This is a genomic window from Cellulosimicrobium cellulans (assembly GCF_006539945.1).
GTDB lineage: Bacteria > Actinomycetota > Actinomycetes > Actinomycetales > Cellulomonadaceae > Cellulosimicrobium > Cellulosimicrobium cellulans.
In genome coordinates, this window is record NZ_BJNZ01000031.1 from 12112 (window position 1) to 25685 (window position 13574).

Genomic DNA, 13574 nt, shown 5'->3' on the forward strand with positions numbered 1-13574 from the left:
GGCCATCGTCATCGTGCTCGGCGGCGCTCCGGCGCCCGCCGACGGGAACGGGAGCAACGATGCACCACTTCGCTTCTGACAGCTCGTCAGACCGCCCGGCTCCGGACGCGCGCACGGGGCTCTGGCTCGTCGGCGCCCGCGGCTCCGTCGCGACCACCGCGACCCTCGGCCTCGCCGCCATCGCGGACGGGCGCGCCGCGCCGACGGGGTGCGTCACGGTCTCGGAGCCCTTCGCGTCGGCCCCGCTCCCGGCGTTCGGCGACCTCGTGGTGGGTGGTCACGACATCTCCGACGTCTCGATGGTCAAGCACGCCGAGCAGCTCGTCGAGGCCGGGATGATCGCCCCGCGCCTGCTCACCGCCGCGCACGCCGCGCTGGAGCGGGCCGACGCCGAGGTCCGGCCCGGCTACACCGCCCACCCCGCCGAGGGCGCGCCGCGCGAGTCCCAGCAGGTCGCGGCGGAGCGTCTGGCCGCAGACATCGTCGACTTCCGCGAGCGGCACGGGCTCGCGCGCGTCGTCGTCGTCGACCTCGTGTCGACCGAACCCCTGCCCGAGCCGGGCCCCGAGCTCTCCGACCGGGAGCTCCTGCGCGCCGCGCTCGCGGACCCGGAGCGCGCCGTGCTCCCGCCGAGCTCCGTGACCGCGTACGCCGCCCTGCTCGCGGGGGCCCCCTTCGCGGAGTTCACGCCGTCGGCGAGCATGCACCTGCCGGTGCTCCTCGAGCTCGCCGCCGAGCGCGGCGTCCCCGTCGCGGGGCAGGACGGCAAGACCGGCCAGACGTGGCTGCGCACGATCCTCGCGCCCGCCTTCGCGGCGCGCGGCCTGCGCGTCCTGTCCTGGGCCGGGGCCAACCTGCTCGGCGGCGGCGACGGCGCGACCCTCGCCGACCCGGAGGCCGTGCAGAGCAAGCTCGCGTCCAAGTCCCGGGGCCTCCAGGACCTCACGGGCAGCGGGGTCACCCCGCTGCACATCGACAACGTGCCGGACCTCGGCGACATCAAGGTCGCGTGGGACCACGTGCACGTCGAGGGCTTCCTCGGCTCGCGACTCACGCTCCAGACCACGTGGTCGGCCTACGACTCGATGCTCGCGGCGCCGCTCGTGCTCGACCTCGCGCGCCTGCTCGCGCTCGCCGACGCGGCCGGGTACGGGGGTCCGGTCCCCGAGCTCGGGTTCTTCTTCAAGGACCCGTGGGGGAGCGACGTGCACGACTTCGCGGCGCAGACCGTCGCGCTCGCGGACTGGGTCCGCGAGGCGGCGGCCCGCGTCGGTGCCGCACCGGCCGACCGGCCGTGACCGGCTCCCTCCACGACCACCTGGACCTCGTCCGCGCCCCCGCGGTCCTCTCGGTGGTCGGTGACACCCTCGCGGGCGCTGCCGCCGCCGGTCACGCGCTCACACCGCGCCGTGCGCTGCTCCCGCTCGCGTCCGCGTGCCTCTACGCGGGGGGCATGGCGCTCAACGACTACGCCGACCGGGAGCTCGACGCCGTCGAGCGGCCCGAGCGGCCGATCCCGTCCGGTCGCATCTCCGAGGGCCGCGCGCTCCGGGTGGCGGTGGGGCTCACGACCGCGGGCGTCGGCCTTGCCGCCGCAGGCGGGGGAGCGCGGGCGCTCGCCGTCGCCGTCCCGCTCGCCGCGAGCGTCTGGACGTACGACACGGTCGCCAAGGAGCACGCCGTCGGCCCCGTCGTGATGGCCGCGTGCCGCGGGCTCGACGTCCTGCTGGGTGCGGGCGTCGGACACCTGCGCGCCGCGCTGCCCGCCGCGGCGGGGATGGCGGTGCACACCGCGGGCGTGACGTTCGTGTCGCGCGGCGAGGTGCACGGCACGACGTCGTCCCTCGCCGCCGGCGTGGCGGCCGCCACCGCGGTGGGCGGGGCGGTCGTGGGCGTCGGGGCGCTGCGCCGTGGTCGTGGGGCCGGCCCAGGCCGCGCGACCCGCGTGGCGACGGCGGTCGCCGGGGTCGTCGCGGTCGGTGCGTACCTCGCGACAGCGCTGCCTCGTCAGGTGGACGCCGCGATCACGCCGTCCGCGGGAAACGCCTTCGCGGCGACGAAGGCCGGGATCCGCGCGATGCTGCCGCTCCAGGCGGCGTGGGCGGCGCGCGGCGGGAGCCTCGCGTCGGTGGGCGTGCTCGCGGGCGTCGAGGTCGCGGGCCGGCTCCTGCGCCGGGGCGGTCGCGGGCGCGCCGAGATGAGCGAGACGTGAGCGCTCACGAGACCCGGCAGGCGATGCCCTTCACGCTCGGGTACGGCACCAACGGCTTCACGGACCACCCGCTCGACGTCACGCTCGACGTGCTCGACCACGAGGGCTACGGCGCCGTCGCGCTCACGCTCGGGTTCCCGCACCTCGACCCGTTCGCGCAGGGGTGGCGCGCGGAGGTCGACGCGCTGCGCGCGCGCCTCGCCGCGCTGCGCGGCGGCGCGGGGATGCGGGTCGTCGTCGAGACGGGCACGCGGTTCCTGCTCGACCCGTACCGCAAGCACCGGCCCACGCTCGTGGACGCCGAGGCCGACGCCCGGCTGCGCTTCCTGCGCCGCGCGGTCGAGATCGCGGCCGCGCTCGACGCCGAGTGCGTGTCCTTCTTCTCCGGCGTCCTGCCCGACGGCGCGTCCCCGGCCGAGGGCTGGGCGCTCCTGCGCGACCGCCTGCCCGGCCTCGTCGAGCACGCCCGCGACCACGGCGTGCGGCTCTCGCTCGAGCCCGAGCCGGGGATGCTCGTCGAGACCGTCGGCGACGCGCTGCGGCTGCGCGACGAGCTCGGTGGCGACGCGGGGGACCTGGCCGACCTCGGTGTGACCGTCGACGTGGGCCACTGCCTCGTCGTGGAGCCCGACGGCGTCGTGGGCGCGCTGCGCGCCGCCGCGCCGTACCTCGCGAACGTGCAGCTCGACGACATGCCGCGCACGCACCACGAGCACCGCCCGTTCGGCGAGGGCGAGATCGACCTGCCGCTCGTGCTCGCGACCCTCGCCGACGTCGGGTACACCGGCGTCGCCGCGGTCGAGCTGCCCCGCCACTCGTACGACGCCCCCGGGCTCGCGCACCGCAGCATGACAGCGCTGGAGCAGGCCTGGGACCGACGCTCCGCGGTGCCCGCGCCCGACCAGGAACCACCCGTCTCCGACCACCCCCAGGAGGTGCCATGACCGAGCCAGCCCCCGCCGCCCCCGCGGCCCAGGACGGCGCGACCACCGAGGGCGAGCGCTGGCTCGCCGAGGCGCGCGCCGCCGTCGAGCAGGACCCCGCGGCCGTGTCGCGCGCGTTCGCGCTCGCCGGTCGCAAGGTCGGCCGCACACCGGTCCGTCCCGAGACCGACCCCGCCGGCATCGTCCACGGCACCGTCGACGACGGCGCGCGCGCCGCGCTCGTGGTCGCCCTCGCCGAGGCGGTCGGGCGCCGCGGGTCCGACGCCGACGCCGCGCTCGCCGCTCGCCTCGCGGACCTGTACCAGCACGGCGACACCGCCGAGCGGCGCGGCGTCCTGCGCGGGCTCGACGCGCTCACCGAGAGCGGGGCGCTCGCGGGCGACGCCGCGGCCTCGGTCGTCGCCGTCGGGCGCGACCTCGCCGCCGACGCGCTGCGCACCAACGACCAGAGCCTCGTCGCCGCGGCGGTCGGGCCGTTCGCGGCCGCCCACCTCGACCCGCACGCGTGGCGGCACGCCGTGCTCAAGCTCGTGTTCATGGGCGTGAGCCTCGACGCCGTCGCCGGCCTCGACGAGCGCGCGGACGACGAGCTCGCCCGCATGGCGCGCGACTTCGCCGCCGAGCGCCGCGCCGCGGGCCGCGTCGTGCCCGACGACGTCGCCCTCCTCGCCCCTGACGTCACCACCGGGAGGACCGCCTGATGCGCATCTTCGACCCCCACATCCACATGACCAGCCGCACGACGGACGACTACGAGGCGCTGTACGCGGCGGGCGTGCGCGCGCTCGTGGAGCCGGCGTTCTGGCTCGGCCAGCCGCGCACGAACGTGGGGTCGTTCCTCGACTACTTCGACGCCCTCCTGGGCTGGGAGCGGTTCCGGGCGGCGCAGTTCGGCATCCGCCACCACGCGACGATCGCCCTCAACCCCAAGGAGGCCAACGACGCGCGCTGCCGCGAGGTGCTCGACGAGATCCCGCGCTACCTGCTCAAGGACGGCGTCGTGGCCGTCGGCGAGGTCGGGTACGACTCGATGACGCCCGAGGAGGACGAGGTGTTCTCCCGCCAGCTCCAGATGGCGCGCGACGTCGAGCTGCCGGTCCTCGTGCACACGCCGCACCGCGACAAGCTCGCGGGCACGCGCCGCACGCTCGACGTGGTGCGCGAGTCCGGCGTGCCGTCCGAGCACGTGCTCGTCGACCACCTCAACGAGACGAACGTGGCGCTCGTGCTCGACGCCGGGGCGTGGGCCGGGTTCTCCATCTACCCGGACACCAAGATGGACGAGGACCGCATGGTCGCGATCCTCCAGGAGCACGGCACCGACCGGATGATCGTCAACTCCGCGGCGGACTGGGGGCGCTCCGACCCGCTGAAGACGCTCAAGACCGGTCGCGCGATGCTCGCCGCCGGGTTCACCGAGGACGACGTGGACAAGGTGCTGTGGCGCAACCCGGTCGAGTTCTACGGGCAGTCCGGCAACCTCGTGCTGGACCCGGTGCCGGGCTTCGTCGAGGGCGACCTGCCGACCCCCGGGATCGAGTTCGAGGGCTCGTCCGTGCTGCGCGGCGTGCGGGCGTAGCGGGCCGTCTCGGAAGGGCACCACCACCATGCTGTTGTCGTACTGCACCAACGTCCACCCCGCCGAGGACCTCGACGGGGTCGTCGAGCAGCTCGTGACCTACGCGGGCCCGGTCCGCGCGGCCGCGGGGCTCGACGTCCTCGGGGTCGGTCTCTGGATGCCCGCGACGCTCGCGCACCGGCTCGCCGCGTCGCCGGCGGACCGGGCGTGGCTGCGCGCCGTCCTCGACGAGCAGGGTCTGCAGGTCCACACGCTCAACGCGTTCCCGTACGGCGGGTTCCACGCGGACGTCGTCAAGCTCGACGTCTACACGCCCACGTGGGCGCAGCCCGAGCGGCTGGCGTACACGCTGGAGTGCGCCGAGGTCCTGGCGGACCTCCTGCCCGACGGCGCGGCGGGCTCGATCTCGACCCTCCCGCTCGCGTGGCGCGAGCCGTGGTCCGCGGCCGACGACGAGGCGGCGACCCACGCGTTCGTCGCCCTGGGCGCGGGGTTGCGCGACCTCCGCGAGCGGACGGGGAAGGTCGTGCGCGTTGCGGTCGAGCCGGAGCCCGGCTGCGTGCTGGACACGGTGGACGACGTCGTGGCCTGGCTCGCGGCGCGCACGGGGGGCGACGGGACCGCGGCGGGCGCCGGGGAGCGGAGGATCGACCCCGAGCACGTCGGCGTCTGCCTCGACACGTGCCATCTCGCGGTGTCCTTCGCGGACCGGCGCGCGGGGACGGCCGCCACGGTGCGCCGCATCACCGACGCCGGCCTGCGCGTCGTCAAGGTGCAGGCGTCGGCCGCGCTGCACGTCGACGACCCGTCCGACCCGGCCGCGCGCGCGGCCGTCGGTGCGTTCGCCGAGAAGCGCTACATCCACCAGGTGCGCGAGCTCACCGCGGCAGGCGACGTGCTCGCCGCGGACGACCTGCCCGACGCGCTGGGCGACGACCCCGCGCCGGGGGCGGTCGACGTCGTCGGGCACGACGACGCGGCGCCCCTGCCGGCCGGCGGACCGGGCGCGCTCCCCGGGGCCGGACCGTGGCGCGTGCACTTCCACGTGCCGCTGCACCACGAGCCGGCGGCTCCGCTCATGGCGACGACCGACGTCCTGCGCGACGCCGTCGATGCGGTGCGGGCGGCCCCGCACGGCGACGAGGCCCACCTCGACGTCGAGACGTACACGTGGGCGGTGCTCCCGGAGGGAGCCGCGACCGACTCGCTCGTCGCGGGCATCGCGGCCGAGCTCCGCTGGGCCACCACCCACCTGACCCCCACCCCCGCCGATCCCGACCTGGCCGAACACGACATGAAGGACGCGAACGGGCCGTTGACGACCTCGATGTCGGGTTCGACGGCGGGCCAGGTCGTGCTCGGCGCGCAGGACACCACCACCAGGAGGACCGCATGAAGCCCGTGCTGCTGCTCGACGTCGTCGGGCTCACCTCGACCGCGCTCGCGCACATGCCGCGACTGCGCCAGCTCGCCGCGAGCGGCTGGCAGTCCGAGCTCGCGACGGTCCTGCCCGCGGTGACGTGCAGCGTCCAGGCCACGATGACGACGGGGCTCAGCCCGTCCCAGCACGGGATCGTCGGGAACGGCTGGTACTTCCGCGAGCTCGGCGACGTGTACCTGTGGCGGCAGCACGCCCGGCTCGTCGAGGGCGAGAAGCTGTGGGAGGCCGCGCGCCGGGCGCGCCGCGAGTACTCGTCGGCGAACGTCTGCTGGTGGTACGCGATGGGCATGTCGACGGACGTCACCGTCACGCCGCGCCCGATCTACCACGCCGACGGCCGCAAGTCCCCCGACGCGTACGTGCGCCCCCCGGCGCTGCACGACGACCTCGTGGGCCGGTTCGGCGAGTTCCCGCTGTTCACCTACTGGGGCCCGACGGCGGACATCTCGTCCTCGCGGTGGATCGTCGACGCGACGCGGCACGTGCTGCGCACGCACGCCCCGGACCTCACGATGGCGTACGTCCCGCACCTCGACTACGACCTCCAGCGGTTCGGGCCGACGTCCCCGCAGGCCGACGCGGCCGCGGCCGAGCTCGACGCGACCCTCGCCCCGCTGCTCGACGACGCCGCGAACCAGGGCGTGACCGTCCTCGTGGTCTCGGAGTACGGCATCGCGGACGCCGACCGGCCCGTGCACCTCAACCGCATCCTGCGCCGCGAGGGCCTGCTCGAGGTCTACGTGCAGGACGGCAAGGAGCAGCTCGACCCGTGGACGTCCCGCGCGTTCGCGGTCGCCGACCACCAGGTCGCGCACGTCTACCTGGGCGACCAGCACGACCCCGCGCTCCAGCGGCGCGTCACCGACCTGCTGCGCGGCGTGCCGGGGGTCGACGAGGTCCTCGACCGCGAGGCGCAGGCCCGGTACGGGCTCGACCACGAGCGCTCCGGAGACCTCGTCGTCGTCGCGGAGCCGGGGGCCTGGTTCACGTACTACTTCTGGCTCGACGACGCGCGGGCGCCGGAGTACGCGCGCGGCGTCGACATCCACCGCAAGCCCGGCTACGACCCCGCCGAGCTGTTCTTCGACCCGGCGGACAAGCTCGCCAAGGCGAAGGCGGGGCTCAACCTCGTGAAGAAGAAGGTCGGCCTGCGGTACGCCATGAGCACCGTCCCGCTCGACGCGTCGTACGTGAAGGGCTCGCACGGCCGGCTGCCGACCTCCTCGGCCGACACCCCGCTCGTGCTGTGCTCCGACGCCGAGGTCCCGGCGTCGGTCGCGTCCCTCGTCGAGTCCGACGCCGGGCAGGTGCCGGCCGCGGCGATCAAGGGCCTGGTCCTGGAGCTCCAGGGGCTCGACGTCCGGGTCTGAGGGTTTCAGGTCGTTGGCGGGACGGGAAGGAGCTCCGGAGGAATCCCTGCGATCACCGCGGCCGCAGACAGGAGCGTGCCGAGGTCTTCGTCGTGCTCGACCGTCGCGACCACGATCGACGGGTCGCGACGGTGGTAGTGGTGCGCGAGGAAGTCCCGTAGTCCGACGATGTCGCTCCACGGAACGTCGGGACCGAACGCGCGCGCCTCGGGTGAGAGGTTCTTGCATGCCTCGCCGACAGACATGAGCCGATACGTGAGCGCGTCGACGTACATGGGCTCAGCCGACGAGCGGGCCGCGTCGGGGAGCGCGCGGTGTGACGCCTGGTGGGAGTAGATGGCCGCCACGGCCGCGACGATGTCGGCAGCCCAGTCGGCGTCCGTCCGGCGGGGCATCAGACGTCGATCGCCTCGGTGAGGGCGCGCGCCGCGACGTGCTCCGCAAGGACGTGCCGGGACGCGAGGTCGACCTTCTCCCCGAGGATGGTCTCGAGCTCCCGGGACAGCCGGACCATGGGCATGAGGCCGACCTCGCGCGGGTCGATGTCCACCAGGAAGTCGATGTCGGAGTCGGGACCGTCCTCGCCCCGGACGACCGATCCGAAGAGCTGGATGCGAGAGGATCCGTGCCGCCGTGCCGCTGCGCGCACAGCGGCACGATGGCGACGGACCTGGGCGTACCGGTTGCCACGGACGTCGAGCGACGGCGCGTCCTTCAGGTCGGCGTGCAGCCGCGCCCCGGCGGCACCGAGCAGCCGCTCCAGCGTCGCGACGGTCGGAGAGTCGCCGGCCTCGTAGCGGGAGACGGCCGCCTGGGACGTCCCGGCCCGGCGTGCGAGCTCGGACTGCGAGAGGTTCGCGCGGCGGCGTGCCGTGTGGATGAGAGCCGCGGTGTCCATGGATTGACTATACCGATATCGGCATATCCAGGGAAGAGTCCTGCAGGTCAGTCGGCCTCGTCCGGGAGAGCCACGAGGAGGTCGAGGTGCAGGCCGAGGACCGTGCCGTCGGCGGCGACGGTCCGCACGAGCGGGTAGAAGCCGTCGCCCCACCCCGAGTGGGAGAGCACGACGTTCTCGCCCTCCTGGGCGCCCGGGAGCAGGATGTTCGCCGACCCCTCGCGCAGGTGGTCGGGCGAGTCCGTGAGCGCGAACCAGCTCGTGTCCGTGCCGTCGTCGAACACCTCGTCGTACCAGTCGCCGTCCGGCATGAGGCGCGCGACGGCGTCCGCGTCCGCGAACGCGACCGTCCCGGCGTCCACGGGCACGCCGTAGGCGGCACCGGCCTCGGGAGGCCCGTCGGCGCCCTCGGGGACGACCGGCTCGACGGCCGCCACCTCGCCCTCGGCGAGCACGACGCTCAGGTACGCCTCGCGCAGGTGGGAGCCGTCCTGCTCGTCGGAGACGTCGGCGACGGTGACGCGCACGGGGTACCGGCCCGGCTCGACCTGCACGACGAGTCCTTCGCCGAGCAGCGTGAACGGGTCGGACGCCTCGAGCCGGCCGCTGGGCAGGACCAGCTCGCCCAGGTCGTGCACGGTGAGGCGCAGGCCGGGGCCGCCGGGGGCGCCGGTGCCCGCGGCGGGGCCAGGACGCAGGGCGAAGAACGTGTCAGGGGTGGGGAAGTCGCTCACGCCGCGAGCGTAGCCGCCGGAGCCGACGTGCCGCCCGGGGAGCCGCCGTCGCGCCCTCGGCGCGGAGCCGGGCATCATGGCCCGATGCCGCTGACCACCGACGACGACCCTCGCCACCTGGACCGGGACTGGGTCTGGCGCATGCTCTCGACCGAGGTCTACTGGCACCGCTGGCGGGAACGCGCCGACGTGGAGCGGCAGATCGACGGCGCGTGGCGGGTCGTCGGCGTCTACGACGAGGCGACCGGGCGCCAGCTCGGGTTCGCGCGAGCCGTGTCCGACGGGGTCAACGACGCCTACCTGGCGGACGTGGTGGTCGACCCGGCGGCGCGCGGTCGTGGTGTCGGCACGCTCCTGGTGCGCACGATGATCGACGACGGCCCCGGGGCGCGGTTCCGCTGGACGTTGTTCACCGACGACGCCCACGGGCTCTACGCGAAGTTCGGCTTCCAGACGCCCGACCGCACGGCGATGGTGCGCCCGGGCACGCGGCATGTCGCGCCCTGACGCGGCGAGGGCCGCCACCCGGTCTCGGGTGGCGGCCCTCGCCGTCGTGCGTGCGGCCGCTGCTGACGGCCGCTGACTGCCGCTGACGACTACGAGCAGCTCAGCGCCTCATAGTCGGCGTCGTAGGTCGTCGTGACCTCCTCGCCGTCGACCTCGGCGGTGAGGGTCGCGGTCACGGACCCGGCGTCGAACGACGCCGCGCGCGACGAGAACGACTGGTACGCGTTCTTGCCGTCCTTGACGTTCGGGAACGTCTTCTCGCCGTACGGCGTGGTGACGACGACGTCGGCCGTCGCGCCCGACTCGTTGAGCACGCGGACCGCGACGTGCGCCTTGCCGCCGAGGCAGCGCGCCTCGGCAGTGACCGTCGCGACGACGACGGCGGACGTCGTGACGTCCACGGTCTGCCAGCGCTTGGTCGGCGTCGCGTTGTGCAGGTGCAGCAGCAGGAGCGTGCCGCTGCCCGCCTCGGCGGCGGCCTCCGAGCGGTGCACCGGGATCGACGTGTCGTCGGCTCCGACGTACAGGAGCTGGTCGCCGCCGTCGAACCAGTAGGCCGGGTCGTACGGGTCGCCCGTGAACGTCTCCGTCGCGTCGACGAGCTGGTCGGCCGCCTGCGAGTACGGCGAGTACGTGAGGACCTGGAACGTCGGCACGTCGCCCTCCTCGATGCCGAGCGACCCGATGCCCACCGGGATCACGACGACGTTGTTGTCGAACACCGAGGTGTCGACGTTCCCCCACAACGAGTTGATCGGCTGGAGGTCGACGTTGTCCCCGGCCTCGTACTCGGTGCCGTCCGGCGCGGTCCAGTCCTTGAGCGTGAACGTCGCCGCGAGGGTCAGGTCCGTCTCGCTGTTGTACTTGATCGCCGCGACCTCGAAGTCCGCGGTGCCGTCGGAGTCGACGTCCACCTCGACCGCCGGGATCGAGACCGAGCCGAGGCTCGCCCACTCGCCGTCGACCGCGACGCCGACGCCGATGACGCCGTCCGCGGGGTCGCCGCCGTCCGCGGCGACCTGCGGCGCCGTCGACGTGAAGCCGACCGCGCGCACGTCGGCCGCGGCGATGGCCGACGCCGAGGCGCCGACGGCCGCGTCCGCCTCGAGGCGCGGGCTCGTCGTCTTGAGCTCGAACGGCGCGACGAGCGAGTACCAGCCGCCCGAGGCCACGCCGCGGCCGTCGAGTTCGAGGTCTGCGGTGGTCGCCGAGCCCGGGAACGCCACGGCCTTGCCGGAGAGGTCGCTCACGAGCTTGGGCGACGCCTGGACCGGGACGCGCAGCGCGGTGCCGCCGTCGGTCGGGGTGAGGACGACGCGGCCGCTGACCGACGACACGTAGTCGCGCGGCACGCCGAGGCCGGAGTCGTCGGACGACGTGGGGTCGAGCTCCTTGGCGAGCGTCGCCGGGTCCGCGGTGAGCGTCACGGTCACGACCGTGCGCTGCCCTGCCGGGACGGTGACCGACGCCGGGGCGACGGACACGGTCGCGCCGCCCGCGGTGCTCGACTGCGCGAAGCTCGTCGCGTACGTCTTCGGGGCGACACCCGTGTTCTGCACGGTCACGGTCTTGCGCACGGTCACGGTGTCCTTGCCGACCGGCACGACGCCGAACGCCACGGACACCTGGTCGGAGTCCTGCGACGCGTAGGCGAGGGTCGTGTTCCCGACCGCGTCGACGGCGTCGACGCGACCGGAGCCCACACGCTCGGGACCGTAGGCGGTCCCCGTGCCCGACGGCCCGGTGAAGACGTCGTGCGTCGCGGTGTTCATGACCGACGCCTTGACCTCGGCCGGCGCCCAGCCCGGGTGGGCCTCCTTGACGAGCGCCGCGATGCCCGCGACGTGCGGGGTCGCCATCGACGTGCCGGACTTGATGCTCGCGCCGTCCAGCTGGCCGGACGCGACGGACGCGATGCCGGTGCCGGGGGCCGCGACGTCGGGCTTGGCGACGCCGAGCGATCCGTGCACGCCGCGCGACGACCCGCTGTTGAGCGTGTCGCCGATCTCCGGGATCGAGACGAACGAGGACAGCGCGAACGACGGGCCGATGGTCATGGTGACCTCGCCGGCCTCGATCGCCGGGCGCAGCGCGTCGTGGCTCGCGGCGGTGAGCTGGGCCCCGGGGATCCCCGCGTTGCCCGCGATGCCCGCGACGAACGACGGGAGCTCGGAGGACAGCAGCACGCCGACCGCGCCCGCGGCCTCCGCGTTGTTGAACCGCGCGGCGCTGCCGCACGCGCGCGTCGCGTCGTTGTCGTCCCAGTAGAGGAACGCGATCTTGCCGTCGACGGCCGCCGCCTGCTCGGGCGTGAACGCAGCGCAGCCGTCGACGTCGGCCCCGAGGAACGCGACGGGGGCGGTCACGTCCGCGCCACCCGCGTAGTCCTGGGAGTTCTGGGCCGGGTACTCGCCCGCGAGCGCCTCCGGGGCGTCGACGCGCACCGCGTCGAACGTCTGCGTGTCGCCGACCGAGTTCGCGACCGTGAGGGCGGTGCGCGCGTTGCCGGGCGAGCCGCCGACGTCGGTCACGTCGCCCGCGTTGCCCGACGCGATGACGGACAGCGTGCCGAGGCGCGAGAGCTGGTCGATGAAGAGGTTCTCCGGGTCGTCCGCGGGGGAGCCGTCGGAGCCCAGGGAGAGGTTGACGATGTCGAGGCGGTCGGAGAGGTCGCCGTCGCCGTTCGGGTCGGCCGCCCACTCGAGCGCGTCGACGACGACGCCCGTCGAGCCGCCGAGGTCGCCGAACACCTTGAGCGCGTACAGGCCCGCCTCGGGCGCCGAGCCCGGGCCGACCTGCCAGTCGGAGATGTCCGTCAGCGTGGAGTAGTCGCCGTCGAACGTCTCGCCGTCCGCGGTGACGCCGTACGCGGCCGTCGTGCCGGCCACGTGGGAGCCGTGACCCGAGCCGACCGAGTCGAGCGAGTCGATGGGGTTCTCGTCGGGCGTCGGCACGAGCGTCGTGCCGGGGACGGTGCCGCTCGCGTCGTAGTCGTAGCCCGCGAAGTCGTGCCCGCCGAGGAACTTCAGCTCGTCGAACGTGCCGTCGGGGACCGGGCCGGTGCCGCGGTCGCCGTAGGCCTCGTCGAACGCCTCCTGCGTGCCGGGGCCACCGAACGCCTTGTGCGTGTAGTCGATGCCCGTGTCGATGATGCCGATGCGCACGCCCTCGCCGGTGAGGCCCGTGCTCTGCCACGTCTCGAGCGCCCGCGTGAACACGTCCGTGCCCTTGTTCGCGGGCTTCTTGGGGATGATCCGGTAGACCGTGACGACCGAGGCGTCGCGCGCGAGGTCGCGCACCCGGGCCGCGTCGCCCGTGACGACGACGCCCGCGACGAGCGTGCTCGTCACCGACACCTGCTGCGGGTCGCGCGCGCCGGCGCTGCGGGCGGTCGCCTGCTGGGGGACGACGTCGTCCGCGAGCTGTGCGACCTCCTGCGCGTTGGCCTCGACCTCGTCGGGGCTCGCACCCTGCGCGGCGAGGTCGACCGCCGACGGCGCGTCGAGCTCGACGAACGCGGTGACGGTGCCGGCGGCCTTCGCGAGGGACGGGGCGACCTTGTCGGTCGGGGCGAGGGACGCGCCCGACTGCACGCCGAGGGAGTCCCCGGGGTCGGGCGGCGGGTCCGCGACAGCGGGCGCGGCGGCCGCCGCGACGACGGCGAGGCTCGCGGCGGCAGCGGTCAGCGACACGGGTAGAGAACGGTGCTTCATCGACACTCATCTCCCCGGCAAGGCCGGTTCGGCGAAGGGTTCGTGGATGGGTCCTTCCCAGCGGTCTCGCCCGGGTGGGACGGAGGCCACCCGAGCACGGTAACCAACGAGAGCCTGACCTGCCCAGCGGCAGGTGCCGGAGCCGGCCCCGAGCCGGAGACAACGGGGACGGCACG

At 74.6% G+C, this 13574-nt stretch carries 12 protein-coding genes; 8 read left to right on the forward strand and 4 right to left on the reverse strand.

Annotation, left to right across the window (positions count from 1 at the left end; all coding sequences use genetic code 11):
- The first annotated feature begins 59 nt into the window (after nt 1–59).
- From CCE02nite_RS17620 to CCE02nite_RS17650, 7 genes are read left to right on the forward strand one after another with little or no spacing between them, the layout of a single operon-like run.
- Nucleotides 60–1298 carry an inositol-3-phosphate synthase gene (locus tag CCE02nite_RS17620; RefSeq protein WP_141390910.1) on the forward strand — a complete coding sequence of 413 codons (1239 nt, stop codon included), beginning with the start codon at nt 60–62 and terminating at the stop codon, nt 1296–1298.
- On the forward strand, nt 1295–2212 hold the full coding sequence (locus CCE02nite_RS17625; RefSeq protein WP_141390911.1) for an SCO3242 family prenyltransferase: 918 nt from the start codon (nt 1295–1297) through the stop codon (nt 2210–2212). Before CCE02nite_RS17620 ends, CCE02nite_RS17625 begins: the two co-directional genes overlap by 4 nt.
- A complete protein-coding gene (locus CCE02nite_RS17630) occupies nt 2209–3156 on the forward strand; it encodes a sugar phosphate isomerase/epimerase family protein (RefSeq protein ID WP_255318946.1) in 948 nt (315 codons plus the stop codon). Before CCE02nite_RS17625 ends, CCE02nite_RS17630 begins: the two co-directional genes overlap by 4 nt.
- Complete coding sequence (locus CCE02nite_RS17635) at nt 3153–3857, forward strand: EboA domain-containing protein (protein ID WP_141390912.1); 705 nt, start codon at nt 3153–3155, stop codon at nt 3855–3857. Before CCE02nite_RS17630 ends, CCE02nite_RS17635 begins: the two co-directional genes overlap by 4 nt.
- Complete coding sequence (locus tag CCE02nite_RS17640) at nt 3857–4735, forward strand: TatD family hydrolase (protein WP_141390913.1); 879 nt, start codon at nt 3857–3859, stop codon at nt 4733–4735. Before CCE02nite_RS17635 ends, CCE02nite_RS17640 begins: the two co-directional genes overlap by 1 nt.
- A 28-nt stretch (nt 4736–4763) precedes the next feature.
- Nucleotides 4764–6131, forward strand: coding sequence for a metabolite traffic protein EboE (gene eboE, locus CCE02nite_RS17645; protein WP_174774932.1), 1368 nt, complete (start codon nt 4764–4766; stop codon nt 6129–6131).
- A complete protein-coding gene (locus CCE02nite_RS17650; RefSeq protein WP_141390914.1) occupies nt 6128–7546 on the forward strand; it encodes an alkaline phosphatase family protein in 1419 nt (472 codons plus the stop codon). The genes eboE and CCE02nite_RS17650 overlap by 4 nt, the downstream gene beginning before the upstream one ends.
- Nucleotides 7547–7551: 5 nt before the next feature.
- On the opposite strand, the gene CCE02nite_RS17655 is transcribed toward CCE02nite_RS17650, so the two are convergent.
- The 3 genes from CCE02nite_RS17655 to CCE02nite_RS17665 are packed head-to-tail and all read right to left on the reverse strand — an operon-like array spanning nt 7552 to nt 9178.
- Nucleotides 7552–7941, reverse strand: a complete 390-nt coding sequence (locus CCE02nite_RS17655) for a HepT-like ribonuclease domain-containing protein (RefSeq protein ID WP_141390915.1) — start codon at nt 7939–7941, stop codon at nt 7552–7554.
- The gene (locus tag CCE02nite_RS17660; protein WP_141390916.1) at nt 7941–8444 is read right to left on the reverse strand and encodes an XRE family transcriptional regulator; all 504 of its coding nucleotides are present in this window, start codon (nt 8442–8444) and stop codon (nt 7941–7943) included. Before CCE02nite_RS17660 ends, CCE02nite_RS17655 begins: the two co-directional genes overlap by 1 nt.
- 47 nt (nt 8445–8491) lie before the next feature.
- A complete protein-coding gene (locus CCE02nite_RS17665) occupies nt 8492–9178 on the reverse strand; it encodes a DUF4241 domain-containing protein (RefSeq protein ID WP_170227371.1) in 687 nt (228 codons plus the stop codon).
- An 84-nt stretch (nt 9179–9262) separates the two neighbouring features.
- Here CCE02nite_RS17665 and CCE02nite_RS17670 point away from each other — a divergent pair, with 84 nt between their 5' ends.
- Nucleotides 9263–9685, forward strand: coding sequence for a GNAT family N-acetyltransferase (locus CCE02nite_RS17670; RefSeq protein ID WP_141390918.1), 423 nt, complete (start codon nt 9263–9265; stop codon nt 9683–9685).
- 89 nt (nt 9686–9774) lie between these two features.
- Here CCE02nite_RS17670 and CCE02nite_RS17675 read toward each other — a convergent pair whose 3' ends face one another.
- Nucleotides 9775–13398 carry a S8 family peptidase gene (locus CCE02nite_RS17675; protein ID WP_141390919.1) on the reverse strand — a complete coding sequence of 1208 codons (3624 nt, stop codon included), beginning with the start codon at nt 13396–13398 and terminating at the stop codon, nt 9775–9777.
- Between the last annotated feature and the right edge of the window lie 176 nt (nt 13399–13574).

Bases quoted from the DNA above. Each gene is read 5' to 3' on its own strand.
- CCE02nite_RS17655 (WP_141390915.1), bottom strand. From the start codon at position 7,941: ATGCCCCGCCGGACGGACGCCGACTGGGCTGCCGACATCGTCGCGGCC.
- CCE02nite_RS17660 (WP_141390916.1), bottom strand. From the start codon at position 8,444: ATGGACACCGCGGCTCTCATCCACACGGCACGCCGCCGCGCGAACCTC.
- CCE02nite_RS17635 (WP_141390912.1), top strand. From the start codon at position 3,153: ATGACCGAGCCAGCCCCCGCCGCCCCCGCGGCCCAGGACGGCGCGACC.
- CCE02nite_RS17650 (WP_141390914.1), top strand. From the start codon at position 6,128: ATGAAGCCCGTGCTGCTGCTCGACGTCGTCGGGCTCACCTCGACCGCG.
- CCE02nite_RS17675 (WP_141390919.1), bottom strand. From the start codon at position 13,398: ATGAAGCACCGTTCTCTACCCGTGTCGCTGACCGCTGCCGCCGCGAGC.
- CCE02nite_RS17620 (WP_141390910.1), top strand. From the start codon at position 60: ATGCACCACTTCGCTTCTGACAGCTCGTCAGACCGCCCGGCTCCGGAC.
- CCE02nite_RS17640 (WP_141390913.1), top strand. From the start codon at position 3,857: ATGCGCATCTTCGACCCCCACATCCACATGACCAGCCGCACGACGGAC.
- eboE (WP_174774932.1), top strand. From the start codon at position 4,764: ATGCTGTTGTCGTACTGCACCAACGTCCACCCCGCCGAGGACCTCGAC.
- CCE02nite_RS17670 (WP_141390918.1), top strand. From the start codon at position 9,263: ATGCCGCTGACCACCGACGACGACCCTCGCCACCTGGACCGGGACTGG.